The following is a 25,139-nucleotide window of genomic DNA, read 5'->3' on the forward strand; positions in this document are numbered from 1 at the left end:
GGGTGGGTCGCCCTCAGGATGGGGCCTGCGCCGTCCGCCGTCAGCTGGCCGTTCTGTCCAACTTGACGTCTACAATTGGCCGTTATGGCACTCACCCTGCGGGCATTGGCCGCCGAACCCGCGCTCGGCCTGCGCGTGGTCGCGGGTGAGGCGGGGCTGGACCGCCCGATCGGCTGGGTGCACCCCACCGAACTGACCGACCCGCAGGTCTTCCTCGAAGGCGGCGAACTGCTGCTCACGACCGGTCTGACGCTCTACAGCGCGACGTACGCGCCCTACATCCGGCGGCTGGTCGACGCGGACGTCGCCGGGCTCGGGTTCGGCGTCGGGCTGAGCCACGCGAAGGTGCCGGACGCGTTGGTGGCAGTCGCCGACGAAGTCGGATTGCCAGTGCTGGAGGTGCCGCGGAAGACGCCGTTCATCGCGATCACGCGCGCGGTCTCCCGTTCAGTCGCGGCTGACGAGTACGCCGCGACAGTGCGGATCGGCCGCGCCCAGCAGGAACTGACCCGTACCGCGGTCGGGCGCAGCGGTGCCGGGGGAGTGGTGCGTCGGCTCGCGCGACTCATCGACGGCTGGGTCGTGCTGTACGACTCCGCCGGACGCGTGCGCGAGGCGTCGTCGGCCAAAGCGCGCAGCGTCGAACTGGACGTCACCAGTCTCCGCGCGGGCACGCGCGTGGTGTCTCATGGCGACGACGAGGTTGTCATCCAGACTCTGCATACGCGGGGCGCGCTGGCGGTCGGTACTGCGGAACCGTTGGACAGCACCGGACAGCACATCGTCAACACAGCTGTCTCGCTGCTTTCCCTTGCGTTGGAACAAGATCGCGCACAGCGGCTTTCGCTGTCCCAGCTGCACACGGGTGTGCTGGAGCTGCTCGCCGCCGGACACGACGAGCTCGCCCGCGAGGTCGTACCGGATCTCCCAGCGGAGCCGTGGACGGTGCTGGCGGTAAAGGGGAGCAAGGCGGCCCGGAACACTCTGTACGAACGGCTGGAAACCCTTGCCGGGCAGGTGTTCGCCGCGCATCGCGGAGACAAGCTGATCGTGCTGGCCGAGAACGACGAGGTGACCGCGATCGTCGGGGAGACCGGAGAATTCCACAGTGGACTGTCCACAGGAGATTTTCCAACCGCGTTGAGGCAGGCGGAAGAAGCGGCCGAGGCAGCGCGTACCCAGCGTGTGCCGCTGCTGCGCTACGCCGATCACGCCGGGGCCGGGTTGCTCGGCTTGATCGATCAGCAAGCCGCGCAAGCGTTTTCCGACCAGCTGCTCGCGCCGGTACGGGAGTTCGACCGGACCGGCCGCGGCGACCTGGAACTGTCGCTGCGCTGCTGGCTCGAGCACCACGGCCACTGGGACCTCGCCGCGACAAAGCTCGGCGTGCACCGGCACACCTTGCGCAACCGGGTCACCAAAGCCGCCGAGTTGCTGGGCCGGGACCTCGACGCGCCGGGCGTCCGCGCGGAACTGTGGTTCGCGCTGCAGATCAGGTCGTGACCAGCAGCGTGATCGGGGAATCCCCGCACCGCCGCAACGTCATCCCGCCCGGCGCGGTATACGGTTCCGCGCCGGATGCCCACCAGGCAGGCACGTCGATCTCGCGCACCAGCGACCCGGTCGCCTTCCGCACGCTGTTCGACACGATCACTCGCCCCTGCGCGTTGAGCAACGCGGCGGTCCGGCCGAGCGCGCGCAGCCGGCGACTCACCGTGCGCTCGAACTCGCGCACATACACGTCCGCACCAACGACTCCGGCGAATTCCTCACCGCGCGTGACGGGAATGGTGAAGGTGAGCGTGTACTCGTCGGTGCAGAGATAGTCCACGTACGGCCCATTGACATGCCGCCGCCCGCTGTCGCGCGGGACGGTGAACCAGGATTGCCGCGTGTAGTCGAGAAAATTGGGGCTCTCCGGGTCGAGGCTGATGAACAGCTGTTCCGGAGCTCCGTCGTCGGCACGGCAGGAGGTCCACCATTCGAAGCCGAGTTCTTGATCGGCAAGGACATTCGGCGCGCTCACGAAGCCCGCGCCGACCACGAGGCCGCCGAGCGCCTCGATGACCTGCGGCCGGATCGTGTGCAGCGCATCGGCGGACAGCTCGCCGGATTCGGCGAGCAGCGTCTCGGCGGCGGCCAGAACCGGTTTCAGGCGCGCGAAAATCTCCTCGACGAGGGAGGAAACCTGGGTCACTACCTCTTCGCCGGTCAGCGTGCGGGTGTCGGGCACGATGCTCACCTCGTGATGCGGGTCATCGGAGCTTACGGCGTTTCGAGGGTCAGGTGCAGATCTGCGAGCCGATCAAGCGCGCCGAGAAGGTGCTCTTCGGTCAAGGCGCGCGCCCGATCGCCGTCGGCCGAGGCGATCGCCGAGACGATCGCCTGGTGCTCAGCGTAAGACCCGCGGCAGGTTTCCTTGTCGCCGAGGGGCGCCCAGAGCAATACGCCGTGTTCGCTCTGCAGCTGAACTTCCTGGTTGGTGAGCCGAGGGGACTGTGCGGCGGCGGCGACTTCGAGGTGGAAGTGCCGTTCCGCGCGGGTCGCGTCGGGGCCGCTCGCGCCGAGGAGGTCTTCCGCGGTGAGCCGCAGCCGTTCGAGATCTTCGGGAGTGCTGCGTTCCGCGGCGAGTTTCGCCGCCGAGCCCGCGACGGCGAGGTAGTGGTCGCCGAAGTCGCGAAGTTCAGCCATTGAGACCAATCGCAGGCGTTCGGCCCACGAACTCTGCGCGGGCCAGTCAGGGGTGCGCACGAAGCTGCCGCCGCCGCGTCCGCGCCGCGTTTCGACGAGACCCTGCTGCCGCAGCACCGCCAGCGCCTCGCGCACGGTGACCGTGGAGACGCGGAACTGCGCGGCGAGTTCGGCCTCGCTCGGCAACTGCTCGGCGTCGTCGAGGAGACCGAGCGTGATGGCGTCGAACAGCCGCGCCGCGACCGCCTCCGCGCGCCCCACCTGTTCCAGCGGGGCGAACATCGCCAGTCGTGCGCTGTTCGACATCTCCTTGCGCATCGTTGGTCCACCCGTCTCGGCATCCGTTGGAGCCAATCCTGCCCCAGGGCCTTGTCATTTGAAATATGGAGTTATATGTTTCATCCTGCCACGGAGAGTCAGGAGGCGCACGCGTGCAGGAGTTGAAGCACTACGTCGGCGGGACCTACGTCGACTCGCTGTCCGGAAAGGTCGCGGAAATCGTCGACCCGGTTACCGGCCGTGCGTACTGCACCGCGCCGGTGGCCGGCGCCGAGGACGTGGACCGCGCGCTGAAGGTCGCCGCGGAAGCGTTCGAAAGCTGGCGCGAGACCACCCCGGCGCAGCGGCAGCTCGCACTGCTGAAGATCGCCGACGCGCTCGAGGCGCGCGGCGAGGAGATCATCCGCGTCGAAGCGCAGGACACCGGCAAGCCGTTCGCGCTGACCATGGAGGAGGAGCTGCCCGCGGTCATCGACCAGGTCCGCTTCTTCGCCGGTGCCGCGCGCGTGCTCGAAGGCCGTTCGGCCGGCGAGTACATGGAAGGCCACACGTCGTTCATCCGCCGCGAGCCGGTCGGCGTCTGCGCGCAGGTGACGCCCTGGAACTACCCGCTGATGATGGCGATCTGGAAGATCGCGCCCGCGCTCGCCGCTGGCAACACCATCGTGCTCAAGCCATCCGACACCACCCCCGCCTCGACGCTGCTGCTCGCCGAGATCTGCGGCGAGCACCTGCCCGCGGGCGTGTTCAACGTGATCTGCGGCGACCGCGACACCGGACGGGCGTTGGTGGAGCACGACATCCCGGCGATGGTGTCGATCACCGGCTCGGTGCGAGCGGGCATCGAGGTCGCCGGTTCGGCGGCGCACGACGTCAAGCGCGTGCACCTCGAGCTGGGCGGCAAGGCCCCGGTGATCGTGTTCCCGGACGCCGACCTCGAAGCGGCCGCCGAAGCCATTGCCGCGGCCGGGTATTTCAACGCGGGCCAGGACTGCACGGCCGCCACTCGCGTGCTGGTGCACGACGACGTGCACGACACGTTCGTCAACGCGCTCGCCCGCCAGGCCGAGGCGAACAAGACCGGCACGGGCGAGGACGTCGCGTTCGGCCCGCTCAACAACGCCGCGCAGCTGGAAAAGGTCGCCGGTTTCGTCGACCGGCTGCCGGAGCACGCGACTGTCCACTGTGGAGGAAGGCGCTCCGGCGACGAGGGCTACTTCTACGAAGCCACCGTGGTTTCCGGACTCCAGCAGGACGACGAGATCATCCAGAACGAGGTCTTCGGCCCGGTCATCACGGTCCAGCGGTTCACTGAGGACGACGAGGCGCTCAAGCACGCCAACGGGGTTCCCTACGGCCTCGCCTCCTCGGTGTGGACCAAGGACCACCAGCGAGCCATGAAGTTCTCGGCGAAACTCGACTTCGGTTGCGTGTGGATCAACACGCACATTCCGCTTGTGGCCGAGATGCCGCACGGCGGGTTCAAGCGGTCCGGCTACGGCAAGGACCTCTCGCTGTACGGCCTCGAGGACTACACCCGCGTCAAACACGTGATGAGTGCGCTGTAGCCGTCGTGACCAGATCCATCGGAAGGCCTGTCATGCCCCATCAAGCCCCCGCCGAGACCCGGCCGCCGGGAAGGCGTCCGCAGACCGGACAGCCGGCGATCCGGCTCACCGGACTGGAAAAGCACTTCGACAAGGTGCGCGCCGTGGACGGGGTCGACCTCGACATCCCGCCCGGCGAGTTCTTCTCGATGCTCGGCCCGTCCGGTTCCGGCAAGACCACCGTGCTGCGGATGATCGCCGGGTTCGAACTGCCCACCGCGGGCACGATCGAACTCGAAGGCAAGGACGTCAGCCAATTGGCTCCGTTCGACCGCGACGTGAACACGGTTTTCCAGGACTACGCGCTCTTCCCGCACATGACGGTGCAGCAGAACGTGGAGTACGGCCTGAAAGTCAAGCGGGTCGCGAAAGCCGAACGCCGCGACCGGGCGAAGGAAGCCCTGCGCACGGTGCGGCTGGAGGACTACGGCGACCGCAAACCGTCGCAGATGTCCGGTGGACAGCGGCAGCGCGTAGCACTTGCGCGCGCTCTAGTGAATCGCCCGAAAGTGTTGCTTTTGGACGAACCCCTTGGCGCACTTGACCTCAAGCTGCGCCAGACCATGCAGGTCGAGCTCAAGCAGATCCAGCGCGAGGTCGGCATCACCTTCGTCTTCGTCACCCACGATCAGGACGAGGCGCTCACGATGAGCGACCGGATCGCCGTGTTCAACGCGGGCCGCATCGAACAGGTCGGTACTCCGGTCGAGGTGTACGAACGCCCGGCAACCGCTTTCGTGGCAGGGTTTGTGGGCACCTCGAACCTGCTCAGCGGGCGCAGCGCGGAGGCGGTGATCGGCAGGCCGGGCGTGTACAGCATCCGGCCGGAGAAGATCCGCATCGACGGCGATCTCGCGTCTCCGGCGGGCCCCGGCGAGACCTCCGCGACCGGTTCGGTGACGGATGTCGTTTATGCCGGGTCGACAGTGCGCTACGCTGTCGCGCTCGATGCCGGGGGCCAATTGTCCGTTGTCCGCCAGAACACCAGCGAGCCGACCGAGTTCGCCGACGGTCGCGTTCGCCTGCGCTGGCGCCGCGAACACAGTTTCCGGGTCCCCGAAGCCGGCTAGTTCCTCACGGGAAGGTTTCTCTCGCTATGAAGAACAGGAAGACGCTGCTCGCAGGGCTGTGCGGCGTGAGCCTCCTGCTCGCTGCCTGCGGCACCTCGGGCTCCGACTCCAAAGCGGGGTCGGCGCCGGGCGCACAGGGCTTCACGCCGCCGAAGCTGAACGCGCTGACGCAACTCGGCCAGCCGGAAGGCCAGCTGAACGTGCTCGCGTGGCCCGGTTACGCGGAAAACGGCTCGAACGACCCGAAGGTCAACTGGGTCACGCCGTTCGAGCAGCAGACCGGATGCAAGGTCAACGTCAAGCCGTTCGGCACCTCCGACGAGGCCGTGACGCTGATGAAGACCGGGCAGTACGACGTGGTTTCCGCGTCCGGCGACGCCTCGCTGCGCCTGGTCGCCTCGGGCGACGTCGAGCCGGTCAACACCGCGCTCGTGCCGAACTACAACGACATCTACCCGTTCCTCAAGAACAAGTCGTGGAACAGCGTCAACAACGTCGCCTACGGCATCCCGCACGGCTGGGGCGCGAACGTCCTGGCCTACCGCACCGACAAGGTGCAGCCGGAGCCGAAGTCGTGGTCGCCGATGTTCGACGAGAAGTCGCAGTTCAAGGGCAAGGTCATCGCCTACGACTCGCCGATCTACATCGCCGACGCCGCGCTGTACCTGATGGCGCACCAGCCCGACCTCGGCATCAAGAACCCGTACGCCCTGGACGACAAGCAGTTCAAGGCCGCCACGGACCTGCTCAAGAAGCAGCGCCCGCTGGTCGAGGAGTACTGGTCGGACTACCTCAAGGAAACGCAGTCGCTCAAGAGCGGCGACGGCGTGATCGGCACGGCCTGGCAGGTGACGGTGAACCTCGCGAAGAGCGAGGGCGCGCCGATCGCGGCCACGGTGCCGAGCGAGGGTGCGACCGGCTGGTCGGACACCTGGATGGTGTCCGCGAAGTCGCAGCACAAGACGTGTGCGTACAAGTGGATGGACTACATCACGAGCCCGAAGGTGAACGCCCAGGTCGCCGAGTACTTCGGTGAGGCCCCGGCGAACTCCAAGGCCTGTGCGGAGTTCAAGGACAAGTCGCTGTGCGACACCTACCACGCCAACGACGCCGCGTACGCCGCCAAGATCCAGTACTGGACCACGCCGATCCCGCAGTGCCTCGACGGCCGCACGGACGTCAAGTGCAAGGACTACGGCGACTGGACCCGGGCCTGGACCGAGATCAAGGGTTGACCGACCCTCGCGGACGCCGGTACCCACCGCGCCGGCGTCCGCGAGCCCGCCGGGGGTTGCGGGCCCTCCCCAATGTTCCCGCAGCCCCCGGCTTTTCTCCCTTCCGCACCCGAAAGCGCTAAGACATGACCGCCGTGAGCCCGCCGAGTCACCGCATCTCGGCTTTCTTCCACCGCAAACCCCAGCTGCGCCTCGGACTTCTCCTCACCGCGCCGATGCTCTGGCTCGGCCTGGCCTACCTCGGCGCGCTCGCCGCCCTCTTCATCACGGCCTTCTGGTCCACCGACGTCTTCACCGGCAAGGTGGTCACCGACTGGTCCTTCGACAACTTTGTCACTCTTTTCAGTGATTCTGTTTATCGCACGATCACGTTCCGCACTGTCGGCATCGCGTTGCTGGTGACGGTGATCGACGCGGTGATCGCGTTCCCGATGGCGTTCGCCATGGCCAAGCTCGCGTCGCCGCGGGCGCAGCGGCTGCTGGTGATCATGGTGATGACGCCGCTGTGGGCGAGCTACCTGGTGAAGGCCTACGCGTGGCGGACCCTGTTGTCCGGCAACGGGGTGCTGAACTGGCTGCTGGACCCGCTCGGCCTGTCCGGGCCGGGATACGGCGTCACCGCGACCGTGATCACGCTGTCCTACCTCTGGCTCCCGTACATGATCCTGCCGATCTACGCGGGCCTGGAAAAGCTTCCGACATCCCTGGTGGACGCTTCCGGCGACCTCGGCGCGAAATCGTTCCGCACGTTCCGTTCGGTGATCCTGCCGCTGACGTTCCCGGCGATCGTCGCGGGTTCGATCTTCACCTTCTCGCTGTCGCTCGGCGACTACATCGCGGTGAAGATCGTCGGCGGCACCTCGCAGATGCTCGGCAACGTCGTGTACGACAACATCGGCGCGGCCAACAACCTGCCGTTCGCCGCGACCGTCGCGACGGTTCCGGTCGTCATCATGCTCGTCTACCTGGCCGCGGTGCGTCGCACCGGTGCGCTGGACAACCTCTAGGAGACCGCCGTGCGGATGTCGAAACCCGCCCGGGTGCTGTTGTGGACCGCGCTCGGCATCGGATTCGCGGTGATCTATTTCCCGCTGCTGGTGGTCCTGCTGAACTCGGTGAACGCCGACACCACGTTCGGCTGGCCGCCCAAGAGCTTCACCCTGGAATGGTGGGGCAGGGCGATCACCAACGAGGGCGCCCTGCACGCCTTGTGGACCAGCGTCATCGCCGGGCTCTCGGCGACCGCGATCGCTTTGGTGCTCGGCACGATGGCCGCGTTCGCGCTGCAGAAGTACCGGTTCTTCGGCCGGAACTCGTTGTCGCTGCTGGTGATCCTGCCGATCGCGCTGCCCGGCATCGTCACCGGCATCGCGCTGAACAACGCGTTCCGGACGATCTTCGGGCTCGACCTCGGGCTGATGACGGCGATCGTCGCGCACGCCACGTTCTGCATCGTGGTGGTGTTCAACAACGTCGTCGCCCGGTTGCGCCGGATGGGCGGGAATCTCGAAGAAGCGTCCATGGATCTCGGCGCGGACGGCATGACGACGTTCCGCCTGGTGACGTTCCCGATGCTGCGATCCGCGTTGCTGGCAGGCGGATTGCTCGCCTTCGCGCTGTCGTTCGACGAGATCATCGTGACGACGTTCACCCTCGGCACCGGCATGGAAACGCTGCCGATCTGGATCTACAACAACCTGTTCCGCCCGAACCAGGCCCCGGTGGTCAACGTGGTCGCGGCGGTACTGATCATCGTCTCGACGGTGCCGGTCTACCTGGCACAGCGGCTTTCCGGCGGCGACAGCTCCAGCGGCGGCCGGATCTAGCTCCGAAGTCCGTGAAGGGCTCCTTGCGGGAATCCCGCAAGGAGCCCTTTCGCGCTTTTACCGGAAGCTGTCGGTGGCCTCGCGGAGAGCGGCGAGGATGCCGGGGTCGGTGACCGCGTGTCCCGCGGATTCGGTGAGCTTCAGCGTTGAACCGGGCCAGGCGCGGTGGAGCTGATACGCCGTGATGGGCGGGCACACCGCGTCGTAACGCCCCTGCACCAGCACGCCCGGGATCCCGGCGAGCTTCCCCGCGTCGCGAATCAGCTGGCCTTCTTCGAGCCACGCGCCATGCTGGAAGTAGTGCACCGCAAGGCGAGCGAACGTCAGCGCGAACTGCGGATTCGCGTATTGGTTCACAAAGGACTGTTGCGGTAGCAACGCCACCGTCGCGCCTTCCCAGACGCTCCAAGCGATCGCGGCCCGTTCACGCACCGCGCGGTCGGGGGAGTGGAGCAGTTCCGCGTACCCGGCGAGCGGATCGTCCACATTGTCCAGTGGCTCCAGGAAAGCGTCCCACTCCGCGGGGAAGAGATTCGCCGCGCCACCGCGGTAAAGCCAGTCCAGTTCCCGCTGCCGCACGGTGAAAATCCCGCGCAGCACCATCTCGGACACCCGCGACGGATGGGTTTCCGCATACGCCAGGGCAAGCGTCGAGCCCCACGACCCGCCGAACAGCTGCCAGCGTTCGATGTTCAGCCGTTCGCGCAGCAGCTCCATGTCGGACACCAAGTGCCACAACGTGTTCGCCGACAGGTCGTCGCCCGCGTTGGGCGTGCTGCGGCCGGCGCCGCGCTGGTCGAACAGGATGATCCGGTACGCCTCGGGGTCGAAGTGCCGCCGGGTCATCGGGGCGATGCCGCTTCCGGGCCCGCCGTGCAGCACCACCACCGGTTTCCCCTGCGGGTTCCCGGCCTCCTGGCAGTAGATCCGGTGCCCGTCGCCGACGTCCAGCATTCCGTCGGCGCGCACCGGGGCCGGCGGGTAGAGCTCGTCCATACCGGGCACTCTTCCCGAAAGCTCCCGGCATCTCAAAAGCAGGGTGGGGGCCCGCCCCCGCCGCCGGGCTGAGCGGGCCCCCGTCTGTGATCGCGGTCAGCAGCCTGGTGTCGCGGCTACGTTCGCGAAGCCCTTCCCGGCGTTCGTCACCTTGTTGCTGGCGCAGACCTTGTTCCCGGTGGCCGCCTTGACCACGTAGAAACCGTAGGCCGAGGGCGCCTGCACGTCCGCGGTGTTGTCGGAGAAGGTGTTGTTCTGGCCCCAGCCGTCGAGCTGCACGTGGACCTCGAACGACCCGTAGGTCGCGTCGTGCACGAAGACCTTGCAGCCCTTGTTGCCGGTGACCAGGTACCCGTTGCCCTTCACGTCGACCCAGCTGTCGGCGTAGTTCTCGCCGCTCTGCCCGGTGCCGTCGAAGGTGTTGCCGCGCAGTTCGCCGCCGGTGGTGCCTTCCTTGACGTCGATCGACTCCGCGCGCACGTTCGGCCCGATCTTGTTGCCGATCGCCTTGTTGCGGTCGCTGTGATCGGGCTGCCCGTCCGGCCAGTTGCTCTTGGCCGAACCGAAGTAGATGCCCTCGCCGAACCCGCCGTTTTCCTTGCCGGTGTCGGAGATTTCGGAGTTCTGCACGACGTTGTCGCTGCTGCCGTGCTGGAAGTGGATGCCCTCGTTGCCGATGCCGGTCACCTTGAGCCCGTCGACCAGCGTGTGGTTGACGCCGAGCGCCATCACGCCCTTCTGGCCGCCGGTGACGGTGAACCCGGACAGCGTCCAGTAGCTGCCGGTCAGCTCGATGGTGCGGCCGCCGGACGCCTGCACGACCGCGCTGCGCGGGCCGGTGAGCGTGATGCGCCCGTTCGCGGTGCCGCTGGCGGCGGCCTTGAAGTTGCCGGTGTAAGTGGTGTTCGCGGCCAGCTGGATCGTGGTACCCGGCTTGGCCGAGGCCAGCGCCGTCTTCAGCTCGGCGGAGTTCTTGACCGGGACGGTCCCGGCGGACGCCGCGGGCGTGGCGAGTGCGAGCAGTGCTGCGGCCCCGGCAGTGACTGCCAGAACTCGGTCGCGGACGCGCATTCCAACCCTCCTCGTCGAGGCTCGATGACTTCGGATGCGGCGTGCGCTCACGCTAAGACATCGAGAGAACACTGGTCAAGTACATGATTGATGTTCATGGATGTGAACGGGATGAACAAAGCGTGGCCGGAAAGTGTCGGCTGCGTCTGTTCCCGCCCGGCTTGCTCGGAGTTAACCCGATCCTCGGTAGCTTTTCCGCGGAATGCCCGAACTGCGGCGAGAAAGGCTTCGTGAATGTCCGCGGTCAGCTACCTCGAGTCCATTGTCGTCGGCGCTTTGCAAGGCGTGTCGGAATTGTTTCCGGTGTCCAGTCTCGGGCACAGCGTCCTGTTGCCCGCGCTCGTCGGCGGAAGCTGGGGACGCGACCTGAGCATCGGGAAGGATTCGCCGTATCTCGCCGTGCTGGTGGCGATGCACGTCGCCACCGCGATCGCGCTGATCCTCTTCTTCCGGCGCGACTGGGTGCGCATCGTCACCGGCCTGTGGACGTCGGTCCGCGATCGCGAGGTCCGCACGGCCGACCAGCGGCTCGCGTGGCTGCTCATCCTCGCCACGATCCCGGTCGGGATCGCCGGGCTGCTGCTGGAAAGCCTGCTGCGCGACGTCCTCGGCAAACCGGTGCCGTCGGCGATCTTTCTCGCGCTCAACGGCGGCGTGCTCTACGCCGCGGAGAAGTTCTCCCGGAAGCCGAAGCCGGAGGTCGCGCGGGTCGCGCGCGAGGAGGAGACGATCGACTTCAGCGCCGAGGAGACGATGGTGATGCGCGCGGTGACCGTCGACGAAGCCACCGACCTCCGGTTGTCCAAACTGAGCGTGAAAGAGGCCGTGCTCATCGGTTCGGCGCAGATTTTGGCTCTGCTGCCCGGAATCAGCCGCTCCGGCATCACCATGGTGGCCGGGCTGCGGCGCGGGCTCGACCACGAGGACGCCGCCCGGTTCGCCTGGCTGCTGGCGACTCCGGTGATCCTCGCCGCCGGCGCGCTGAAGATGCCGTCGCTGTTCACGCCGGAGAACAAGCCGTCGCTCGGGCCGGCGTTGGTGGGCAGCGTGGTCGCGTTCGCGGCGTCCTACATTTCTGTCCGTTTTCTGACGAAATACTTTGAAACGCGCACCTTGACCCCCTTCGCCATCTACTGCGCGGTCGCCGGAATCGGCAGCCTGATCTTCTTCACGGTGTCAGGGGCGGCGTAAGGCGCAATTTCGCCGGGTGCACACTGAACGCATCGAAATCGTGCCTGACCTGCCACCGCTGAGCGGATCGACGTTGTTGACGGCCTGGACCTTCGACGTCCCGGCCGTGCTCGTCGCGCTCGCGCTCGGCGTCGGATACGTGGCCGCGGCCCGCCGTCAGGAGTGGAGCGCCGGGCGGACCACAGCATTCCTCACCGGGCTGGCCACGCTCGTCCTCGTCACGTGCTCGTTCCTCGGCGTGTACGACACGACGCTGTTCTGGGTACGCGCGACGCAGAACACCGTGCTCCTGATGGTCACGCCGCTGCTTCTCGCGCTAGGCGCGCCCGTGACGCTGCTGATGCGCACCGCGCCGCCGAAGCTCGCCACGTGGCTGCGTACGCATGGCCGTGGCCGCTTCGCGCAGTTCATCACCTTCCCGCTGTGCGTCACCGTGGTGTTGATCGCGCCGTTCCTGCTCATCTACCTGACGCCGCTGTACGAGCTCTCGCTCGACTCAGCGGTCGTCGGCGGCCTCGTACGCGTAGCGCTCGTACTGGCCGGCTTCCTGTACTTCTACAGCCGCGTGCAGCTCGATCCGACGCCGCGCAACGGCTCGCACCTCGTGTCGGTGTGGATCTCGTTCACCGAAGTGGTGTTCGACGGCGCGCTCGGCCTCGTGCTGTGGCTCGGTCCGCTGCTCGCGCCCGCGCACTACGACGCGGTGCACCGCGACTGGGGTCCGGACCGGCGCACGGACCAGATCATCGGCGCGGGCGTGCTGTGGATCGGCGGCGACGTCGCCGGGCTGCCGTTCGTCGGCGCGCTCTTCATCAGGTGGGCCCGCGACGACGAAAAACGGGCGAAACGGCTCGACCGGAAATTGGACGAGGAGGCAGCGGCAGGCGAGGCACCGGCGAAGGGCTTGTGGTGGGAGAACGATCCGGAACTCGCCGAACGGTTCCGCCGCTCGTGAGTGCCGGCTCGCACCGGCACTCACGAGGCAGCTCAGTGGAACGCGTGCTCAGGCGCCGGGAACTCGCCGCGCCGGACGTCCTCGGCGAACGCCGTCGCGGCGTTCTGCAGCACCCCGGCGACGTCGGCGTACCGCTTCACGAACCGCGGCGCCTTGCCGCGGCGCAGCCCGGCCATGTCCTGCCAGACCAGCACCTGGGCGTCGCAGTCCGGACCGGCCCCGATGCCGACCGTCGGGATCTTCAGCTCGTGCGTGACGCGCTTGGCGGCCTCGGCGGGCACCATCTCCATCACGACCGCGAACGCGCCGGCTTCCTGCAGCGCCAGCGCGTCGGCGAGCAGCTTCTCCGCCGCCTCGCCGCGCCCCTGCACCCGGTAGCCGCCGAGGTTGTGCTCGCTCTGCGGGGTGAAGCCGATGTGGCCCATGACCGGGATCCCGGCCGAGGTGAGCGCCTCGACGTGCGCCGCGAACCGGTGCCCGCCCTCGAGCTTGACCGCGTGCGCGCGGCCCTCCTTCATGAACCGGACGGAGGTGGCCAGCGCCTGCTCCGGGGAAAGCTGGTAGGAGCCGAACGGCAGGTCGGCGACCACGAGCGCCCGTTTCGCCGCCCGGGTGACCGAGCGGACCAGCGGGAGCAGTTCGTCGACGGTGACCGGAAGCGACGTGTCGTAGCCGAACACGTTGTTCGCCGCGGAGTCGCCGACCAGCAGCACGGGGATGCCTGCTTCGTCGAAAAGCTCAGCGGTATACATGTCGTAAGCGGTGAGCATCGGCCACGGTTCGCCGCGGTCCTTCAGCTCGCGCAGATGATGAATCCGGACTTTTCTCGGTTTGCCCGGGCCCGCACTGGTCGCGGGGCCGGTTCCGTAAGGGGCGGCCACCTCGCCGGCGGCGCCGTCGGGTTGGGCAGACTGGGCAGACATCGTCGTCGACCGTCCTTCCCTCGAGGCCTCGCAGAGGTCCCCGGGTCGTGGAGTCAGTACCGGACACAGCGTGACACGCGCGCCGGAGGGCCCCAAGGTCGTGCGACCAGCTTCACACGGCCGGGTAGCGACAACCGTTTTGCCTCCTGTGACGTCTTGATAGGCATCGGGCCGATTTGCGCCCGGTGGGTGAGAAGGTCCGGCGCGTCCCGCGACGCGGTCGCGCCGCAAGAAAGGTACCGATGGGAACCCCAGTGAGCGCCCGTCCGCGCAGCCTCGGCTGGAAAGCCCGCGCCGGCGGCCTCGTGGCCACTGTCGTGCAGCTGGCAGCGCTTTTCTCCGTCGTGCTGCTGCTCGCCGGCGGACGGCACGGGCACCTGCTGAACGGCATCGACATGGCCTTCGGCGTGGTGAGCGTGCCGACCAGTTCGAGCCTGGTGATCGTGCTGCTGCTCGTCGTGCTCGGCGCGGCGCTGCGCAGGCGCAAAAAGGCTGCGCTGTACGTGCTCGTGCTGTTCCAGGTCGCCGGCCTGGTGACGACGCTGGTCCTGCAGGCCCTGCTGCTGTGGGCTCCCGACCTGCTCACCCTCAACGCCCGGCAGATGCGCCACATCCCGACGCAGGTCGGCGCGCTCGCCATCGCCGACGTGATCTCGATCCTGCTGATCGTGTTCCTGCTGTCGCTGCGTCCGGCGTTCCCCGCGCGGCTCGCCCCCGGTGCCTGGTGGAACGGGCTTTCCGTGCTGTTCGTCGGGTTCCTCGGCGTGATCGTGCTCGGCTGGGCACTCACCGAGGTGTTCCCGGGCAGTCTCGGCGACGCGTGGGAGCGCTTCGCCTGGGTGGTCAACCACGCCACCGGCGAGAACCTGCAACTGCGCCGGATCGGCGTCGGCGAAGGCCCGGCGTGGATCGACGTGGTTCTCGACCTCGGCGCGACCTTCGTGTCCACAGCCGCGCTGTACACGCTCTTCCGCGGCGTACGCAGCCGTCGCATTCGGACAGACGACGAAGAGCTGCAGTTGCGCCGTCTGCTGGGAGAGTTCGGCGAGGACGACTCTCTCGGCTACTTCGCAACGCGCCGCGACAAGAGCGTCATGTTCGCGCCCAACGGCCGCGCCGCGGTGACGTACCGCGTGCTCGCCGGGACCACAGTGGCGAGCGCGGACCCGATCGGCGACCCGGACGCGTGGCCGGACGCGGTGCAGGCGTGGCTCCACGAAGCGCGTACGTACGGCTGGACGCCGGGCGTGCTCGGCGCGAGCGAGAAGGGCGCGAAGGTGTACGCCGCCGCGGGGCTGCGCGCGCTGCAGATCGGCGACGAAGCGGTCCTCGACGTCCGCGAGTTCTCGCTGACCGGTCCTGAGCGGAAGTCCGTGCGACAGGCGGTGAAGCGGATTCAGCGCGCCGGGTACACCTCGCAGGTCCGGCGGCACAGCGAAATCCCCGAAGACGAGATGGTGCAACTGCTCGCCCGCGCGCAGCAGTGGCGCGTCGACGAGACCGAACGCGGCTTCTCGATGGCGCTCGGCCGGCTCGGCGACCCGAGCGACGGCCGCAGCGTTATGGTCGAGGCGTACGACGCGCACGGCGAGCTGCGCGGCTTGCTGTCGTTCGTTCCGTGGGGCCGCCGAGGCCTTTCTCTCGACCTGATGCGCCGTGACCGGGACGCCGAAAACGGGCTCAACGAGTTCATGGTCGCCGAGGTCGTTTCGGCCGCCCAGCACATCGGCGCACAGCGGATCTCGCTGAACTTCGCGATGTTTCGCGCGGTGTTCTCCGAGGGCGAGCGCATCGGCGCCGGCCCGGTACTGCGCGCGTGGCGGGCGGTGCTCGGCGTCGCGTCGCGGTTCTTCCAGCTGGAATCGCTGTACCGGTCGAACGCCAAGTACGGCCCGGATTGGGAACCGCGGTTCCTCTGCTACTCGTCGGCGCGACGGCTCCCGCGAGTCGGCATCGTCGCGGGCGCGCTGGAGGGCTTCGTGCCCACCGGGCGCGCGCGGTCGCTGCGGCTGGAGAACGTCGGCGAGGATTTCGTCGCGCAGGTCCGGCGGATCGACGAGGAAGCGGCGCAGGTCGTGCCTCGCGCGAAGCGCCGTCCGGAACAGGTCCGCGTGCGAGTGGCCAAAGTGGACAAACTGCGGGAACTCGGGGTGGACCCGTACCCGGTCGGCTTCTCCCGCGAGGACCACCTCGGCGACATCGTGCACGCGTTTTCCGGACTGGAACCGGATTCCCGCACCGGAAAACGCGTTCGGGTAGCCGGTCGGGTGCTCGCCCTGCGCACCCTCGGCGGCCTGTGTTTCGCGCGGATCAAGGACTTCTCCGGCGAACTGCAGCTGATGCTCGATGCGAAGGTCCTCGACCTGACCGGCTGGCGCACCGGCGTTGACCTCGGCGACCACGTCGGCGTGAGCGGCGAGGTCATCACCTCCCGCCGCGGCGAACTGTCGGTGCTGGTGGACGAATGGACCGTGACGGCGAAGTGCCTGCACCCGTTGCCGGACAAGCGAAAGGGCCTCACCGACCCGGAGACGCGCGTCCGGCAGCGCTACCTGGACCTGGCGGTCAACCCCGACTCCGCGAACATGCTCCGCCTGCGCTCGACAGTCGTCCGCGCCGTCCGCGAACGTCTGCACCAGGGCGACTTCCTCGAAGTCGAAACCCCCATGCTGCAAACCATCCACGGCGGCGCCAACGCACGGCCGTTCGTCACGCACATCAACGCGTACGACATGCGGATGTACCTGCGCATCGCCCCGGAGCTGTACCTGAAGCGCCTGTGCGTGGCCGGCGTCGAGCGGGTTTTCGAGCTGAACCGGAACTTCCGCAACGAAGGTGTCGACGCGACCCACAACCCGGAATTCACGATGCTGGAGGCGTACCAGGCGTACGCGGACTACAACGCGATGCGCCACCTGATGCGCGACCTGATCCAGTACGCCGCCGAAGCCGCGTACGGCGCACAGATCGTGCGACGCCCAGACGCCGACGGCCGCATCGTCGAACACGACATCTCCGGCGACTGGCCCGTGATCCCGGTGCACAAAGCCGTGTCGGAGGCCTTGGGCGAAGAAGTCGACTCGCAAACGCCGGTCGCGACATTGCGAAAACTGTGCGCCGCCGCCGGAGTCCCCGTGCCGGAGGAAGCCGGTGCAGGCGACCTGGTCCTGAAAGCACACGAGCACTTAGTCGAAGGCTCGACCGTCCTGCCGACCTTCTACACGGACTACCCGACCGAGGTCTCCCCGCTGACCCGCCAGCACCGTACCGACCCGCTCCTGGCAGAACGCTGGGACCTGATCGCGTTCGGCTCGGAAGTCGGCACCGCTTATACGGAACTGACCGACCCGCTAGAACAGCGCCGCCGGCTGGAGGCACAGTCGCTGCGCGCCGCGAGCGGGGACGTCGAGGCGATGGAACTGGACGAGGACTTCCTGCTGGCACTGGAACACGGAATGCCCCCGACCGGTGGTCTGGGCCTCGGAGTGGACCGGCTGCTGATGATGCTGAGCGGGACGTCTATTCGGCAGACGGTGCTCTTTCCGTTCGTCCGACCGCAGGGGTGAGGGTGGCGTTTCCGAGCTGGCTGTCCTTTTGCCTGCTTGGCCCCGACGCCCTTCATTCGGCTTCGCCTGCTTTGTCTGCCTAGTGCCGATACGCTTCGTTCGGCTTCGCCTGCCTGCCTGATGCCGGTGCGCTTTGCTCGGCTTCGGCCTTTTGCTGCTCGGCTCCGACGCGCCTCGCTCGCCCCTGGCCCCTTCGCCTGCCTGCCTCGATGCGCTTTGCTCGGCTTCGACTCGCTTCGCCTGCCCGGCCCTACGCATTTCGTTCGGCAGGGACCCCTTGCCTGCCCAGCCCTGATGCGCCTCGCTCGGCACCGGCCCGCTTCGCCCTCATCCGGCTGGCCACTGTCAGTCCCGGCCCGTCCCCGAGGCAGGTATTGGCAGTCCGCCAACTCGGATCCGGTAACCTCCACCAGGGATTCGGTGCGTGAGTTCGTGGTAGCGGATGGTGTCCGGAACCTCCGGTAAGTCACGGGTGTGACACCATCCGGCACTTCGTCGCAGAGATTCGCTTAGGGTGGGCAAGTGCATGCTGCGCGGGTGGCTTCGATAGTCCTGCTCGGACTGGGTTTGGCGGGATATTCCGCGTGGCTGCTGGAGTTCTTCATGCAGACCGGGGTGTCGCCGACCGAACAGCCGGTCTGGGACCTGTTCAGCGCGCAACCGGTCTTTCCGGTCGCGACGGCGATCGGCGGCCTGGCCTTTCTTCTCACCGGCCCCGCCCTCATGCGACTCGCGCCAGCACACTGGAGCGGACGGCTGACGTCGGTTTCGGTGTCCGCGTTCGGAATCATGCTGATGGTGTACGCCGGGGTTCCGGAAACCGCGGTGACCCCGAACCTGCTGAGCGCCGCCGTCGCGGTCGGAGCGCTGAGCCTTGTCTTCTGGTGGCCGTCGGGCTGGCGAGCCTGCGCGGTGGGTTGCCTGGTAGTCGTGCTGCTCGCGTGGGCGCTGGTGGTGGCGTCGAAGCTGACCGGGCACCTGGAAGGCGTGTTCACGAGGGTTCAGTTGGTGGTGCACTCGGCGCAGGTTGTGATCGGCGGCGCGTACATCGTCCAGACTCCCGTTCCGGTCCGCGGCCGAAAATTGTCGGTGGCAGGTGCGATGCTGCGGAGCAACAGACACCGGAAGTGAGGCCACCATGGCTGGAAAGCTCTCCCCGACCCCCGACGAACGCGGCGGTCTGCTCGGTTTCCTGGCACAACAGCGTCAGGCAATGAAGGTCGCCACGTACGGCTTGACCGACGACCAGGCACGCGCCGTCCCCAGCGCGAGCGCGCTGAGCGTAGGCGGCCTGCTGAAACACGTGTCGTCCACCGAAAGCGGCTGGATCGACCTGGTGCTGAAGATCGAGCCAAAACCCTTCGCCGAAGCCGTGGAGGCCTTCCAGGAGAACTACCGGCTGGGCCCGGACGAAACGCTGGAGTCGGTCATCGCCGCCTACGACCAGGTCGCCGCCCGCACCGAAGAGGTCATCGCCGGGATCGCGGACCTGAACCAGGAAGTCCCCATCCCGAAAGGCGTCCCGTGGTACCCGGACGACGCGTCTGCCTGGTCCGTCCGCTGGGTGCTGCTGCACCTGATCGAAGAAACCGCCCGGCACGCGGGCCACGCCGACATCGTCCGCGAGTCCATCGACGGAGCCACCGCCATGCCCCTGCAAGCCGCGGCTGAGGGCTGGCCGGAGACGGACTGGCTGAAGCCTTGGAAACCGGCTGAATGAGCTGACTTTCCACGCGGGCTGGGCTTGATCGAGATGGGCCGAGCTTTTTCGGATGGCTGTTGGGGCTGGTTCGGTTGCGGGAGGGACAGGGCTTGGTTGCTCCGCGAGGTTGTCACTCCGGTGGTTGGGCTTGGGCGATGCGGGTCGGGTTTCCCGGTGGCAGATGCGGTCGGGGGAGTTGGCTTGGTCGATCGGCGAGGCGCTCGCTCCGATGGCTGGGGTTGGGCGATGCGGGTCGGGTTCCCGGCAGCTGACGCGGTCGGGGGAGTTAGCTGGGCCTGAGCCATGCGGCTCGTGTTCCCCTGTGGCTCACGCGGTCGGGACAGCTGACCTGATCGATCGGCGAGGCGATCGCTTCGCTAGCTGGGGCTGAGCCATGCCGGTTAGGTCTGCCAGGTGGCGGCCGGGGAGTTGGTGTGGCCGCCCAGGGGGCTGGCTTGGTGAGTCGTCGCTCCGGCAGCAGCGCCTGAGCTACCCGGGTCGGGTTTTTCCCAGTGGCTGATGCGGTCGGGAAGCTGGCTTGGCTGCTGAGCAGACCGGCCTGCCCCGGGGAGCCGGAGCGCTCGTCGGCGGGCTGGCAGGTCGGCTCGCCGAGGCGCGCCGATGGGCCCGGGACCGCGAAGCCAAGCGATCTGGCTGCGCTGCACTTGGGGAGGCGTGCAGTCAATTCATTCGGTTGGGCTGAGCAGGTTTGGGGCGTGCTCGGTTGGCGTCCAGCGGCACTGGGGGTGCGGCTGGAACCCGACCGAGCGCGCCGACGCCCAAGTCGTGCAGGCACCGAGGCCGGTCCGATTCCCGCAGCCGATGCGTCAGAACAGAGTCGGTTCCTCCGGAAACGCCCCTTCGATCACCAACATCCGCCGCTTGGTCTCGACCCCTCCCGGTGCCGAAAACCCGCCAGTGTTCTTGCCCGCGCCCAAAACCCGATGGCACGGCACGATGATCGGGAACGGATTGCTCCCCATCGCCTGCCCAACAGCCTGCGCGGATCCCGGCGCACCCAGCTGATGCGCGATGTCCCCGTACGTCAGCACCTTCCCCGGCGGAATAGCCCGCGCGACGTCGTACGCCCGCCGGTTGAACTCCGGCACATCCCGGTAATCCAACGGAGCCGCACGCAAATCGCGAGCCTCCCCCGACAGCAGCGCGACGACGTCATCCACCACCGCGCGCAGTTCCTCCGGCACCGGCGATTCCACCGCATCAGGGAAGCGCTTCGCGAGGTGCGCGCGAGTCCGCTCAGCCGTACTCCCCGGCAACGCGGTTCCGACCACCGCACCGTCCCGCCAGGCGAGGCCGCACGCCCCGATCGGAGTGTCGAACACCGTGTACCCAACCGTCATATCGCCAGCGTACGACCCGGCACCGACAGAAACTGGCGAGAAAACGACATGACCCTGCAGCCGCATTCAGCAACGCGGCTGATCGCGCCCAGTGAGCCGGCCGGGCATCGGATTTTCAGCGAGCCAGGCCGAAAACCAGGCCGTGGAGCCGGAAATCCCAGTCAGCCAAGTTCACCCAGCCGACTGCGCCCGCCAACCCGGGCCGCCCGGCCGCCCGGCCAACCCAGCCGACCGGCCAGTCCAGCCGACCGCGCCAGCCAGCCCGGCCAACCCAGCCGACCGGCCAACCCAGCCGACCGCGCCAGCCAATCCAGCCAGCCCAGCCAACCGAGTCCGAACAACAACCAGCGCCAGAATCCCGCTCAGGACTTCCGTTCCCGCCACCCGTTCGTCATCGGAAGACGCCGGTCCCGCCCAAACGCCTTGAACGTGATCTTCGTGCCCGGCGGATATTGCCGCCGCTTGTACTCGGCTCTGTCGACCATCCGCACCACCCGGTCGATCGTCTCCGGATCGAACCCCGCCTCGATCAGATCCGCGTACCCGCGGTCGTTCTCGACGTAATCGTCCAGGACGTCGTCCAGCAGTTCGTAGTCCGGCAGCGAGTCCGAGTCCTTCTGGTCCGGCCGCAGCTCCGCCGACGGGGGCTTCGTGATCGAGTTTTCCGGGATCGGCGGCGTTTCCCCTCGCTTGGCCGCCTCCTCGTTCCGCCACCGCGCCAGCTGCCACACGTGCGTCTTGAACAAGTCCTTGATCGGCGCGAACGCTCCGACCGCGTCGCCGTAAATGGTCGAGTAACCCACGGCCAGTTCGGTCTTGTTGCCGGTCGCCAGCACCAGGTGTCCGTCCAGATTGGACAGAGCCATCAGCAGCATTCCGCGCACCCGCGCCTGGATGTTCTCCTCGGCGAGCCCGGTCAGCTGCAGCTGGTTGACATACACATCGACCATCTCGCCGATCGGCTCGACCCGGTAGTGCGCGCCGATCCGCTCCGCCAAATCCGAAGCGTCGTCCCGCGAGTGCGAGGACGAGTACTTCGACGGCATCGAAACGCCGTACACGTTGTCGCCGCCGAGTGCGTCCGCCGCCAGGGCCGCGCATACCGCGGAGTCGATTCCGCCGGAGAAGCCGAACGTGACCGTCGAGAAGCCGTTCTTGTGCACGTAGTCCCGCAGCCCGACCACCAGCGCGGACCACACCTCGGCCTCGTCCGACAGTGGTTCGCTGATCGTCCGGGCCGAAAGCGGTTCGTACGCGGGCAACGGCGCATCGGTCAGCACTCGACGGTGGACCTCCAAGCCGTCGAAAGAGCCCGTGGCCGACGCGTCCGCAGTGGGGAGATCCAGGTCCAGCACCAGCAGGTGCTCCACGAACTGCGGCGCCCGCGCGAGCAGCGTCCCGTCCGCGCCGACCACGAGCGAGTCGCCGTCGAAAACCAGATCATCCTGTCCGCCGACCTGGTTCGTGTACACCAGCGGCGCGCCCGCTTCGGCCGCGCGGCGGGCGATGAGCGGCAGCCGCTGTTCGTCCTTCGACCGTTCGTACGGCGACGCGTTCGGCGCGACCACCAGGTCGACCCCGGCCTTGCCCAGAGCGGAGATCGGGCCGCCGTCCTGCCAGATGTCCTCGCAGATCACCATGCCGATGTCGACGCCGTGCAGCCGCAGCACCTCGAGTTCGGTGCCCGGCTTGAAGTACCGGTGCTCGTCGAACACGCCGTAGTTGGGCAGGTGGTGCTTGAACTGCCGGGCCACGACCTCGCCGCGGTAGAGCGCGGCCGCGGCGTCGCGCGGGCCGACCTCGTCGTGGTCGAGATAGCCGACGTACGCGAGCACCTCGCCGCAACCCGCCTCGTCGAGCCGGCGCGCCAGTTCGGTCACCGAGCGCCGGGACGCGTCGGCGAACGTGCGCCGGAGCGTGAGGTCCTCGACCGGGTAACCGGTCTGGGACATCTCCGGGAACACGACGACGTGCGCGCCCGCCTCGGCGGCTTTGCGGGTCCACTCGACGGTGAGCGCGGTGTTCCCGTCGATGTCGCCGACGGTGGTGTTGACCTGGGCCAGTGCGATGCGCAGTTGCGGCATGCCGCCATTCTGTCCCACCGCACCGACAGAAACTACGCAGAGGTGAGCCAGAGAACGGCGGAGGGCCCCTCACCCGCGGCGAGGGGCCCTCCGAAAGAAGGAATCAGGACTTCTTCATCCGCATCATGCTGCGGACCTTCTTGACCGTCTGCTCGAAGTCCGAGTCGAACGGGTTGTCGTGCACCAGGTACGTCCACGTCGTGTTCGCCCGCCGCACGCCGACGTCCTCGAGGTCGAGGCCGTTGTCGGTGATCTCGGCTTCCTCGAGCGTCTTCGCCGCCCGCGAGGCGGATTCGGCGATGATCTTGTGGAACTCCGGGATCGCCGCGCGGTGGAATTCGTCCAGCGGCGTCTCGCGGGCCAGCGCACGCAGGTGGATGCTCTCGCGCACGTCGGTGAGGTACGCCAGGTGGTCCGACCAGAGCTGGTCGAGGTGGAACAGCCGGACCTCGCGGCACACCTGCTCGAGCCGGTCGTCGTCGTCCAGCTTTTCCTTCAGCTCGGCGAACTTCTCCGGCTGCGCCTTCTCCAGCTCCTCCGCCGCGAGCCCGGTGTGCAGCACCTTGTCGCGGTGTTCCAGCAGCTCAGCGCGCTGCCGCTCGATCAGCCGGGTGTAGCGCCAGGTGTTGCGGTGGATCTCCAGGTCGACGCCCTCGGCGACGCGCTGGGCGTGGTTGAGCTGCCGGTGCGCGGCCGGGTCGGTGATCTCGCCGGTCTCGGTGTCCGCGTCGATGCCGTCCGGCAGGTCCGGCGCGTTCGACAGCACGAGGTCGTCGTTGAGGCTCGCGAAGAAGATCGCGCTGCCCGGGTCGCCCTGTCGTCCGGACCGGCCGCGCAGCTGCCCGTCGAGGCGGCTGGAGGGATACCGCGCGGTGCCGATCACGTGCAGACCGCCCAGCTCGGCGACCTCTTCGCGGGACGCGCCGTCGCTGCCGCCGAGCCGGATGTCGGTACCGCGGCCCGCCATCTGCGTGGACACGGTGACCGCGCCCTTCTTGCCCGCCTCGGCGATGATCGCGGCCTCTTCGGCGTCGTTGCGCGCGTTCAGCACGACGCACGGCAGGTCGGCCTTCGCCAGCTTCTCCGCCAGCTCCTCGGACTCGGCGACGTCCTGGGTGCCGACGAGGATCGGCCGCCCGGTCTCGTGCACCGTGCGGATCTCCTCCTCGATCGCGCGCAGTTTCTGCGACGGCGAGGCGAAAACCCGGTCCTGCAGGTCCTCGCGGACGTTCGGGGTGTTCGGCGGGATGACCGCGACCTCGAGCTTGTAGAACTCGCGCAGCTGCTCGGCGACCGCGACCGCGGTACCGGTCATGCCCGCGACCTCGGGGTAGCGCGCGAGCAGCGCCTGCACGGTGATCGAGTCGAGGATTTCGCCCCGGTCGGTGGCCGTGACCTGCTCCTTCGCCTCGACCGCGGCCTGGAGGCCGTCCGGCCAGCGCTGCAGTTCGGCGACGCGGCCGCGGGCGGCGTTGATCAGCTGGACCTTGCCGTCGCGGACCAGGTAGTCGACGTCCCGGGTGAGCAGGGCGTGCGCGTGCAGGGCGACGTTCACCGCGGCGAGCCGGTCCGAACCGGACTCGTCGTACAGGTCCACGCCGCCGAGCGACTTCTCCACGACCGACGCGCCGGCGCTGGTCAGCCACGCGTTGCGGCCCTCGGAGTCGGTTTCGTAGTGCAGGCCGAGCCGCAGCCGCCGGACGATCTTGGCGACCTCCTCGTCGGCGTCGTTGTGGTCGATCGAACCGGCCATGACCAGCGGCACGCGCGCCTCGTCGACCAGCACCGAGTCGGCCTCGTCGACGATCGCCACCTCGGGAGCCTTCTGCACCAGGTCGTCGGGGTGCGTGACCAGGCGGTCGCGCAGCACGTCGAAGCCGATTTCGGCGACCGCGCCGTAGGTGACCTCCTTGCCGTAGGCCTCCTTGCGCTCCTCCTTCGAATGCGCCGGTTCGACCCAGCCGACGGTGACGCCGAGCAGGTCGTACACCGGGCTCATCCACTCCGCGTCGCGGCGGGCGAGGTAGTCGTTGACCGTGACCACGTGCACGCGGCGGCCGCGCAGCGCGTACCCGGCGGCGGCGAGCGCGCCGGCGAGCGTCTTGCCCTCACCGGTCTCCATCTGCACGACGTGGCCGGTGAGCAGGCCCATGGTGCCGAGCAACTGCACGTCGAAGGCCCGTTCGCCGAGCTCGCGGCGGGCGGCCTCGCGGCCGAGCGCGCAGATCTCGATGAGCTGGCTGTCGGTGAACGAGGCGGCCCCGCCGATGGAGTCCCGCAGCTTGCCCGCGCGCTCGGTGAGCTCGGCGTTCTCGAGTTTCTCCAGCTCCGGTTCGAGCTTCTCGACGGCGGGCAGCAGCGCTTCGTAGCGGGTCAGCTCGACGCTGCCCGGCCGCTGGATGATCCGGCGGAGCCGCTTGCCCACTCGGCTGATCAGTGCCACCCCTGGTCTCCTCGTGTCGATGTGTCTCCGGTCGCACCCGCACTGCCCAACGCGCCGACGGTGCGTTCGAGTTCCGCGCCCGGATGGCACGATCAAACCGTGTCCCGTCATCCCAGCGCCAGCCCGAAAGTCCATCCGT

19 protein-coding genes are annotated in these 25,139 nt (G+C 68.1%); 11 read left to right on the forward strand and 8 right to left on the reverse strand.

Annotated elements, in window-relative coordinates:
* Positions 1 to 84: 84 nt before the first annotated feature.
* A complete protein-coding gene (locus WA670_RS36895) occupies positions 85 to 1,503 on the forward strand; it encodes a PucR family transcriptional regulator (RefSeq protein ID WP_037815739.1) in 1,419 nt (472 codons plus the stop codon).
* On the opposite strand, the gene WA670_RS36900 is transcribed toward WA670_RS36895, so the two are convergent.
* Positions 1,493 to 2,233, reverse strand: coding sequence for a cache domain-containing protein (locus WA670_RS36900; RefSeq protein WP_037816366.1), 741 nt, complete (start codon positions 2,231 to 2,233; stop codon positions 1,493 to 1,495). The genes WA670_RS36895 and WA670_RS36900 overlap by 11 nt on opposite strands.
* 32 nt (positions 2,234 to 2,265) lie before the next feature.
* Positions 2,266 to 3,009 carry a FadR/GntR family transcriptional regulator gene (locus tag WA670_RS36905; protein WP_037815737.1) on the reverse strand — a complete coding sequence of 248 codons (744 nt, stop codon included), beginning with the start codon at positions 3,007 to 3,009 and terminating at the stop codon, positions 2,266 to 2,268.
* A gap of 113 nt (positions 3,010 to 3,122) precedes the next feature.
* Between WA670_RS36905 and WA670_RS36910 the strand changes: the two genes are divergently transcribed.
* The 5 genes from WA670_RS36910 to WA670_RS36930 all read left to right on the forward strand — a co-directional run bounded on the left by WA670_RS36910 (position 3,123) and on the right by WA670_RS36930 (position 8,708).
* On the forward strand, positions 3,123 to 4,538 hold the full coding sequence (locus WA670_RS36910) for a gamma-aminobutyraldehyde dehydrogenase (protein WP_037815736.1): 1,416 nt from the start codon (positions 3,123 to 3,125) through the stop codon (positions 4,536 to 4,538).
* A gap of 32 nt (positions 4,539 to 4,570) precedes the next feature.
* Positions 4,571 to 5,647 (forward strand): ABC transporter ATP-binding protein, encoded by a 1,077-nt coding sequence (locus WA670_RS36915; RefSeq protein WP_037815734.1) that lies wholly within the window; start codon positions 4,571 to 4,573, stop codon positions 5,645 to 5,647.
* Positions 5,648 to 5,673: 26 nt separating this feature from the next.
* On the forward strand, positions 5,674 to 6,882 hold the full coding sequence (locus tag WA670_RS36920) for an ABC transporter substrate-binding protein (protein WP_037815733.1): 1,209 nt from the start codon (positions 5,674 to 5,676) through the stop codon (positions 6,880 to 6,882).
* A 125-nt stretch (positions 6,883 to 7,007) separates the two neighbouring features.
* Complete coding sequence (locus WA670_RS36925) at positions 7,008 to 7,889, forward strand: ABC transporter permease (protein ID WP_037815731.1); 882 nt, start codon at positions 7,008 to 7,010, stop codon at positions 7,887 to 7,889.
* Positions 7,890 to 7,904: 15 nt separating this feature from the next.
* Positions 7,905 to 8,708 carry an ABC transporter permease gene (locus WA670_RS36930; protein ID WP_240016164.1) on the forward strand — a complete coding sequence of 268 codons (804 nt, stop codon included), beginning with the start codon at positions 7,905 to 7,907 and terminating at the stop codon, positions 8,706 to 8,708.
* A 57-nt stretch (positions 8,709 to 8,765) separates the two neighbouring features.
* Here WA670_RS36930 and pip read toward each other — a convergent pair whose 3' ends face one another.
* Both pip and WA670_RS36940 read right to left on the reverse strand, forming a co-directional pair.
* Entirely contained in the window at positions 8,766 to 9,704 is a 939-nt protein-coding gene (pip, locus tag WA670_RS36935; RefSeq protein ID WP_336160891.1) for a prolyl aminopeptidase, read from the reverse strand.
* 96 nt (positions 9,705 to 9,800) lie between these two features.
* The gene (locus WA670_RS36940) at positions 9,801 to 10,775 is read right to left on the reverse strand and encodes a right-handed parallel beta-helix repeat-containing protein (RefSeq protein ID WP_336160892.1); all 975 of its coding nucleotides are present in this window, start codon (positions 10,773 to 10,775) and stop codon (positions 9,801 to 9,803) included.
* Positions 10,776 to 11,009: 234 nt separating this feature from the next.
* Here WA670_RS36940 and WA670_RS36945 point away from each other — a divergent pair, with 234 nt between their 5' ends.
* Together WA670_RS36945 and WA670_RS36950 are read left to right on the forward strand one after the other, a co-directional pair.
* Positions 11,010 to 11,966, forward strand: a complete 957-nt coding sequence (locus WA670_RS36945; protein WP_238608466.1) for an undecaprenyl-diphosphate phosphatase — start codon at positions 11,010 to 11,012, stop codon at positions 11,964 to 11,966.
* Positions 11,967 to 11,982: 16 nt separating this feature from the next.
* Complete coding sequence (locus WA670_RS36950) at positions 11,983 to 12,921, forward strand: cytochrome c oxidase assembly protein (RefSeq protein WP_336160894.1); 939 nt, start codon at positions 11,983 to 11,985, stop codon at positions 12,919 to 12,921.
* Between the two features lie 32 nt (positions 12,922 to 12,953).
* Here WA670_RS36950 and panB read toward each other — a convergent pair whose 3' ends face one another.
* Entirely contained in the window at positions 12,954 to 13,844 is an 891-nt protein-coding gene (gene panB, locus WA670_RS36955) for a 3-methyl-2-oxobutanoate hydroxymethyltransferase (protein ID WP_043834891.1), read from the reverse strand.
* Between the two features lie 242 nt (positions 13,845 to 14,086).
* Between panB and lysX the strand changes: the two genes are divergently transcribed.
* The 3 genes from lysX (at position 14,087) to WA670_RS36970 (ending at position 19,130) form a co-directional block, all read left to right on the forward strand.
* Positions 14,087 to 17,410, forward strand: a complete 3,324-nt coding sequence (lysX, locus tag WA670_RS36960) for a bifunctional lysylphosphatidylglycerol synthetase/lysine--tRNA ligase LysX (RefSeq protein ID WP_336160896.1) — start codon at positions 14,087 to 14,089, stop codon at positions 17,408 to 17,410.
* 537 nt (positions 17,411 to 17,947) lie between these two features.
* Positions 17,948 to 18,541, forward strand: coding sequence for a hypothetical protein (locus WA670_RS36965; protein ID WP_037815718.1), 594 nt, complete (start codon positions 17,948 to 17,950; stop codon positions 18,539 to 18,541).
* 7 nt (positions 18,542 to 18,548) lie between these two features.
* Complete coding sequence (locus tag WA670_RS36970; protein ID WP_238608462.1) at positions 18,549 to 19,130, forward strand: DinB family protein; 582 nt, start codon at positions 18,549 to 18,551, stop codon at positions 19,128 to 19,130.
* Between the two features lie 809 nt (positions 19,131 to 19,939).
* Here WA670_RS36970 and WA670_RS36975 read toward each other — a convergent pair.
* The 3 genes from WA670_RS36975 to secA2 all read right to left on the reverse strand — a co-directional run bounded on the left by WA670_RS36975 (position 19,940) and on the right by secA2 (position 25,000).
* The gene (locus tag WA670_RS36975) at positions 19,940 to 20,473 is read right to left on the reverse strand and encodes a methylated-DNA--[protein]-cysteine S-methyltransferase (RefSeq protein ID WP_336160899.1); all 534 of its coding nucleotides are present in this window, start codon (positions 20,471 to 20,473) and stop codon (positions 19,940 to 19,942) included.
* 362 nt (positions 20,474 to 20,835) lie between these two features.
* A complete protein-coding gene (locus WA670_RS36980) occupies positions 20,836 to 22,557 on the reverse strand; it encodes an NAD+ synthase (protein ID WP_037815705.1) in 1,722 nt (573 codons plus the stop codon).
* A 103-nt stretch (positions 22,558 to 22,660) separates the two neighbouring features.
* On the reverse strand, positions 22,661 to 25,000 hold the full coding sequence (secA2, locus tag WA670_RS36985) for an accessory Sec system translocase SecA2 (RefSeq protein WP_336160901.1): 2,340 nt from the start codon (positions 24,998 to 25,000) through the stop codon (positions 22,661 to 22,663).
* Positions 25,001 to 25,139: the final 139 nt, after the last annotated feature.

It is taken from the genome of Amycolatopsis sp. VC5-11 (genome assembly GCF_037034185.1).
Classification (GTDB): Bacteria; Actinomycetota; Actinomycetes; order Mycobacteriales; family Pseudonocardiaceae; genus Amycolatopsis; species Amycolatopsis nivea.

What these genes read in the sequence shown, in the direction of transcription:
- WA670_RS36895 (WP_037815739.1), top strand. Translation starts at nt 85, where the DNA reads ATGGCACTCACCCTGCGGGCATTGGCCGCCGAACCCGCGCTCGGCCTG.
- WA670_RS36905 (WP_037815737.1), bottom strand. Translation starts at nt 3,009, where the DNA reads ATGCGCAAGGAGATGTCGAACAGCGCACGACTGGCGATGTTCGCCCCG.
- WA670_RS36915 (WP_037815734.1), top strand. Translation starts at nt 4,571, where the DNA reads ATGCCCCATCAAGCCCCCGCCGAGACCCGGCCGCCGGGAAGGCGTCCG.
- WA670_RS36920 (WP_037815733.1), top strand. Translation starts at nt 5,674, where the DNA reads ATGAAGAACAGGAAGACGCTGCTCGCAGGGCTGTGCGGCGTGAGCCTC.
- WA670_RS36925 (WP_037815731.1), top strand. Translation starts at nt 7,008, where the DNA reads ATGACCGCCGTGAGCCCGCCGAGTCACCGCATCTCGGCTTTCTTCCAC.
- WA670_RS36930 (WP_240016164.1), top strand. Translation starts at nt 7,905, where the DNA reads ATGTCGAAACCCGCCCGGGTGCTGTTGTGGACCGCGCTCGGCATCGGA.
- pip (WP_336160891.1), bottom strand. Translation starts at nt 9,704, where the DNA reads ATGGACGAGCTCTACCCGCCGGCCCCGGTGCGCGCCGACGGAATGCTG.
- WA670_RS36940 (WP_336160892.1), bottom strand. Translation starts at nt 10,775, where the DNA reads ATGCGCGTCCGCGACCGAGTTCTGGCAGTCACTGCCGGGGCCGCAGCA.
- WA670_RS36945 (WP_238608466.1), top strand. Translation starts at nt 11,010, where the DNA reads ATGTCCGCGGTCAGCTACCTCGAGTCCATTGTCGTCGGCGCTTTGCAA.
- panB (WP_043834891.1), bottom strand. Translation starts at nt 13,844, where the DNA reads ATGTCTGCCCAGTCTGCCCAACCCGACGGCGCCGCCGGCGAGGTGGCC.
- lysX (WP_336160896.1), top strand. Translation starts at nt 14,087, where the DNA reads ATGGGAACCCCAGTGAGCGCCCGTCCGCGCAGCCTCGGCTGGAAAGCC.
- WA670_RS36970 (WP_238608462.1), top strand. Translation starts at nt 18,549, where the DNA reads ATGGCTGGAAAGCTCTCCCCGACCCCCGACGAACGCGGCGGTCTGCTC.
- WA670_RS36975 (WP_336160899.1), bottom strand. Translation starts at nt 20,473, where the DNA reads ATGACGGTTGGGTACACGGTGTTCGACACTCCGATCGGGGCGTGCGGC.
- WA670_RS36980 (WP_037815705.1), bottom strand. Translation starts at nt 22,557, where the DNA reads ATGCCGCAACTGCGCATCGCACTGGCCCAGGTCAACACCACCGTCGGC.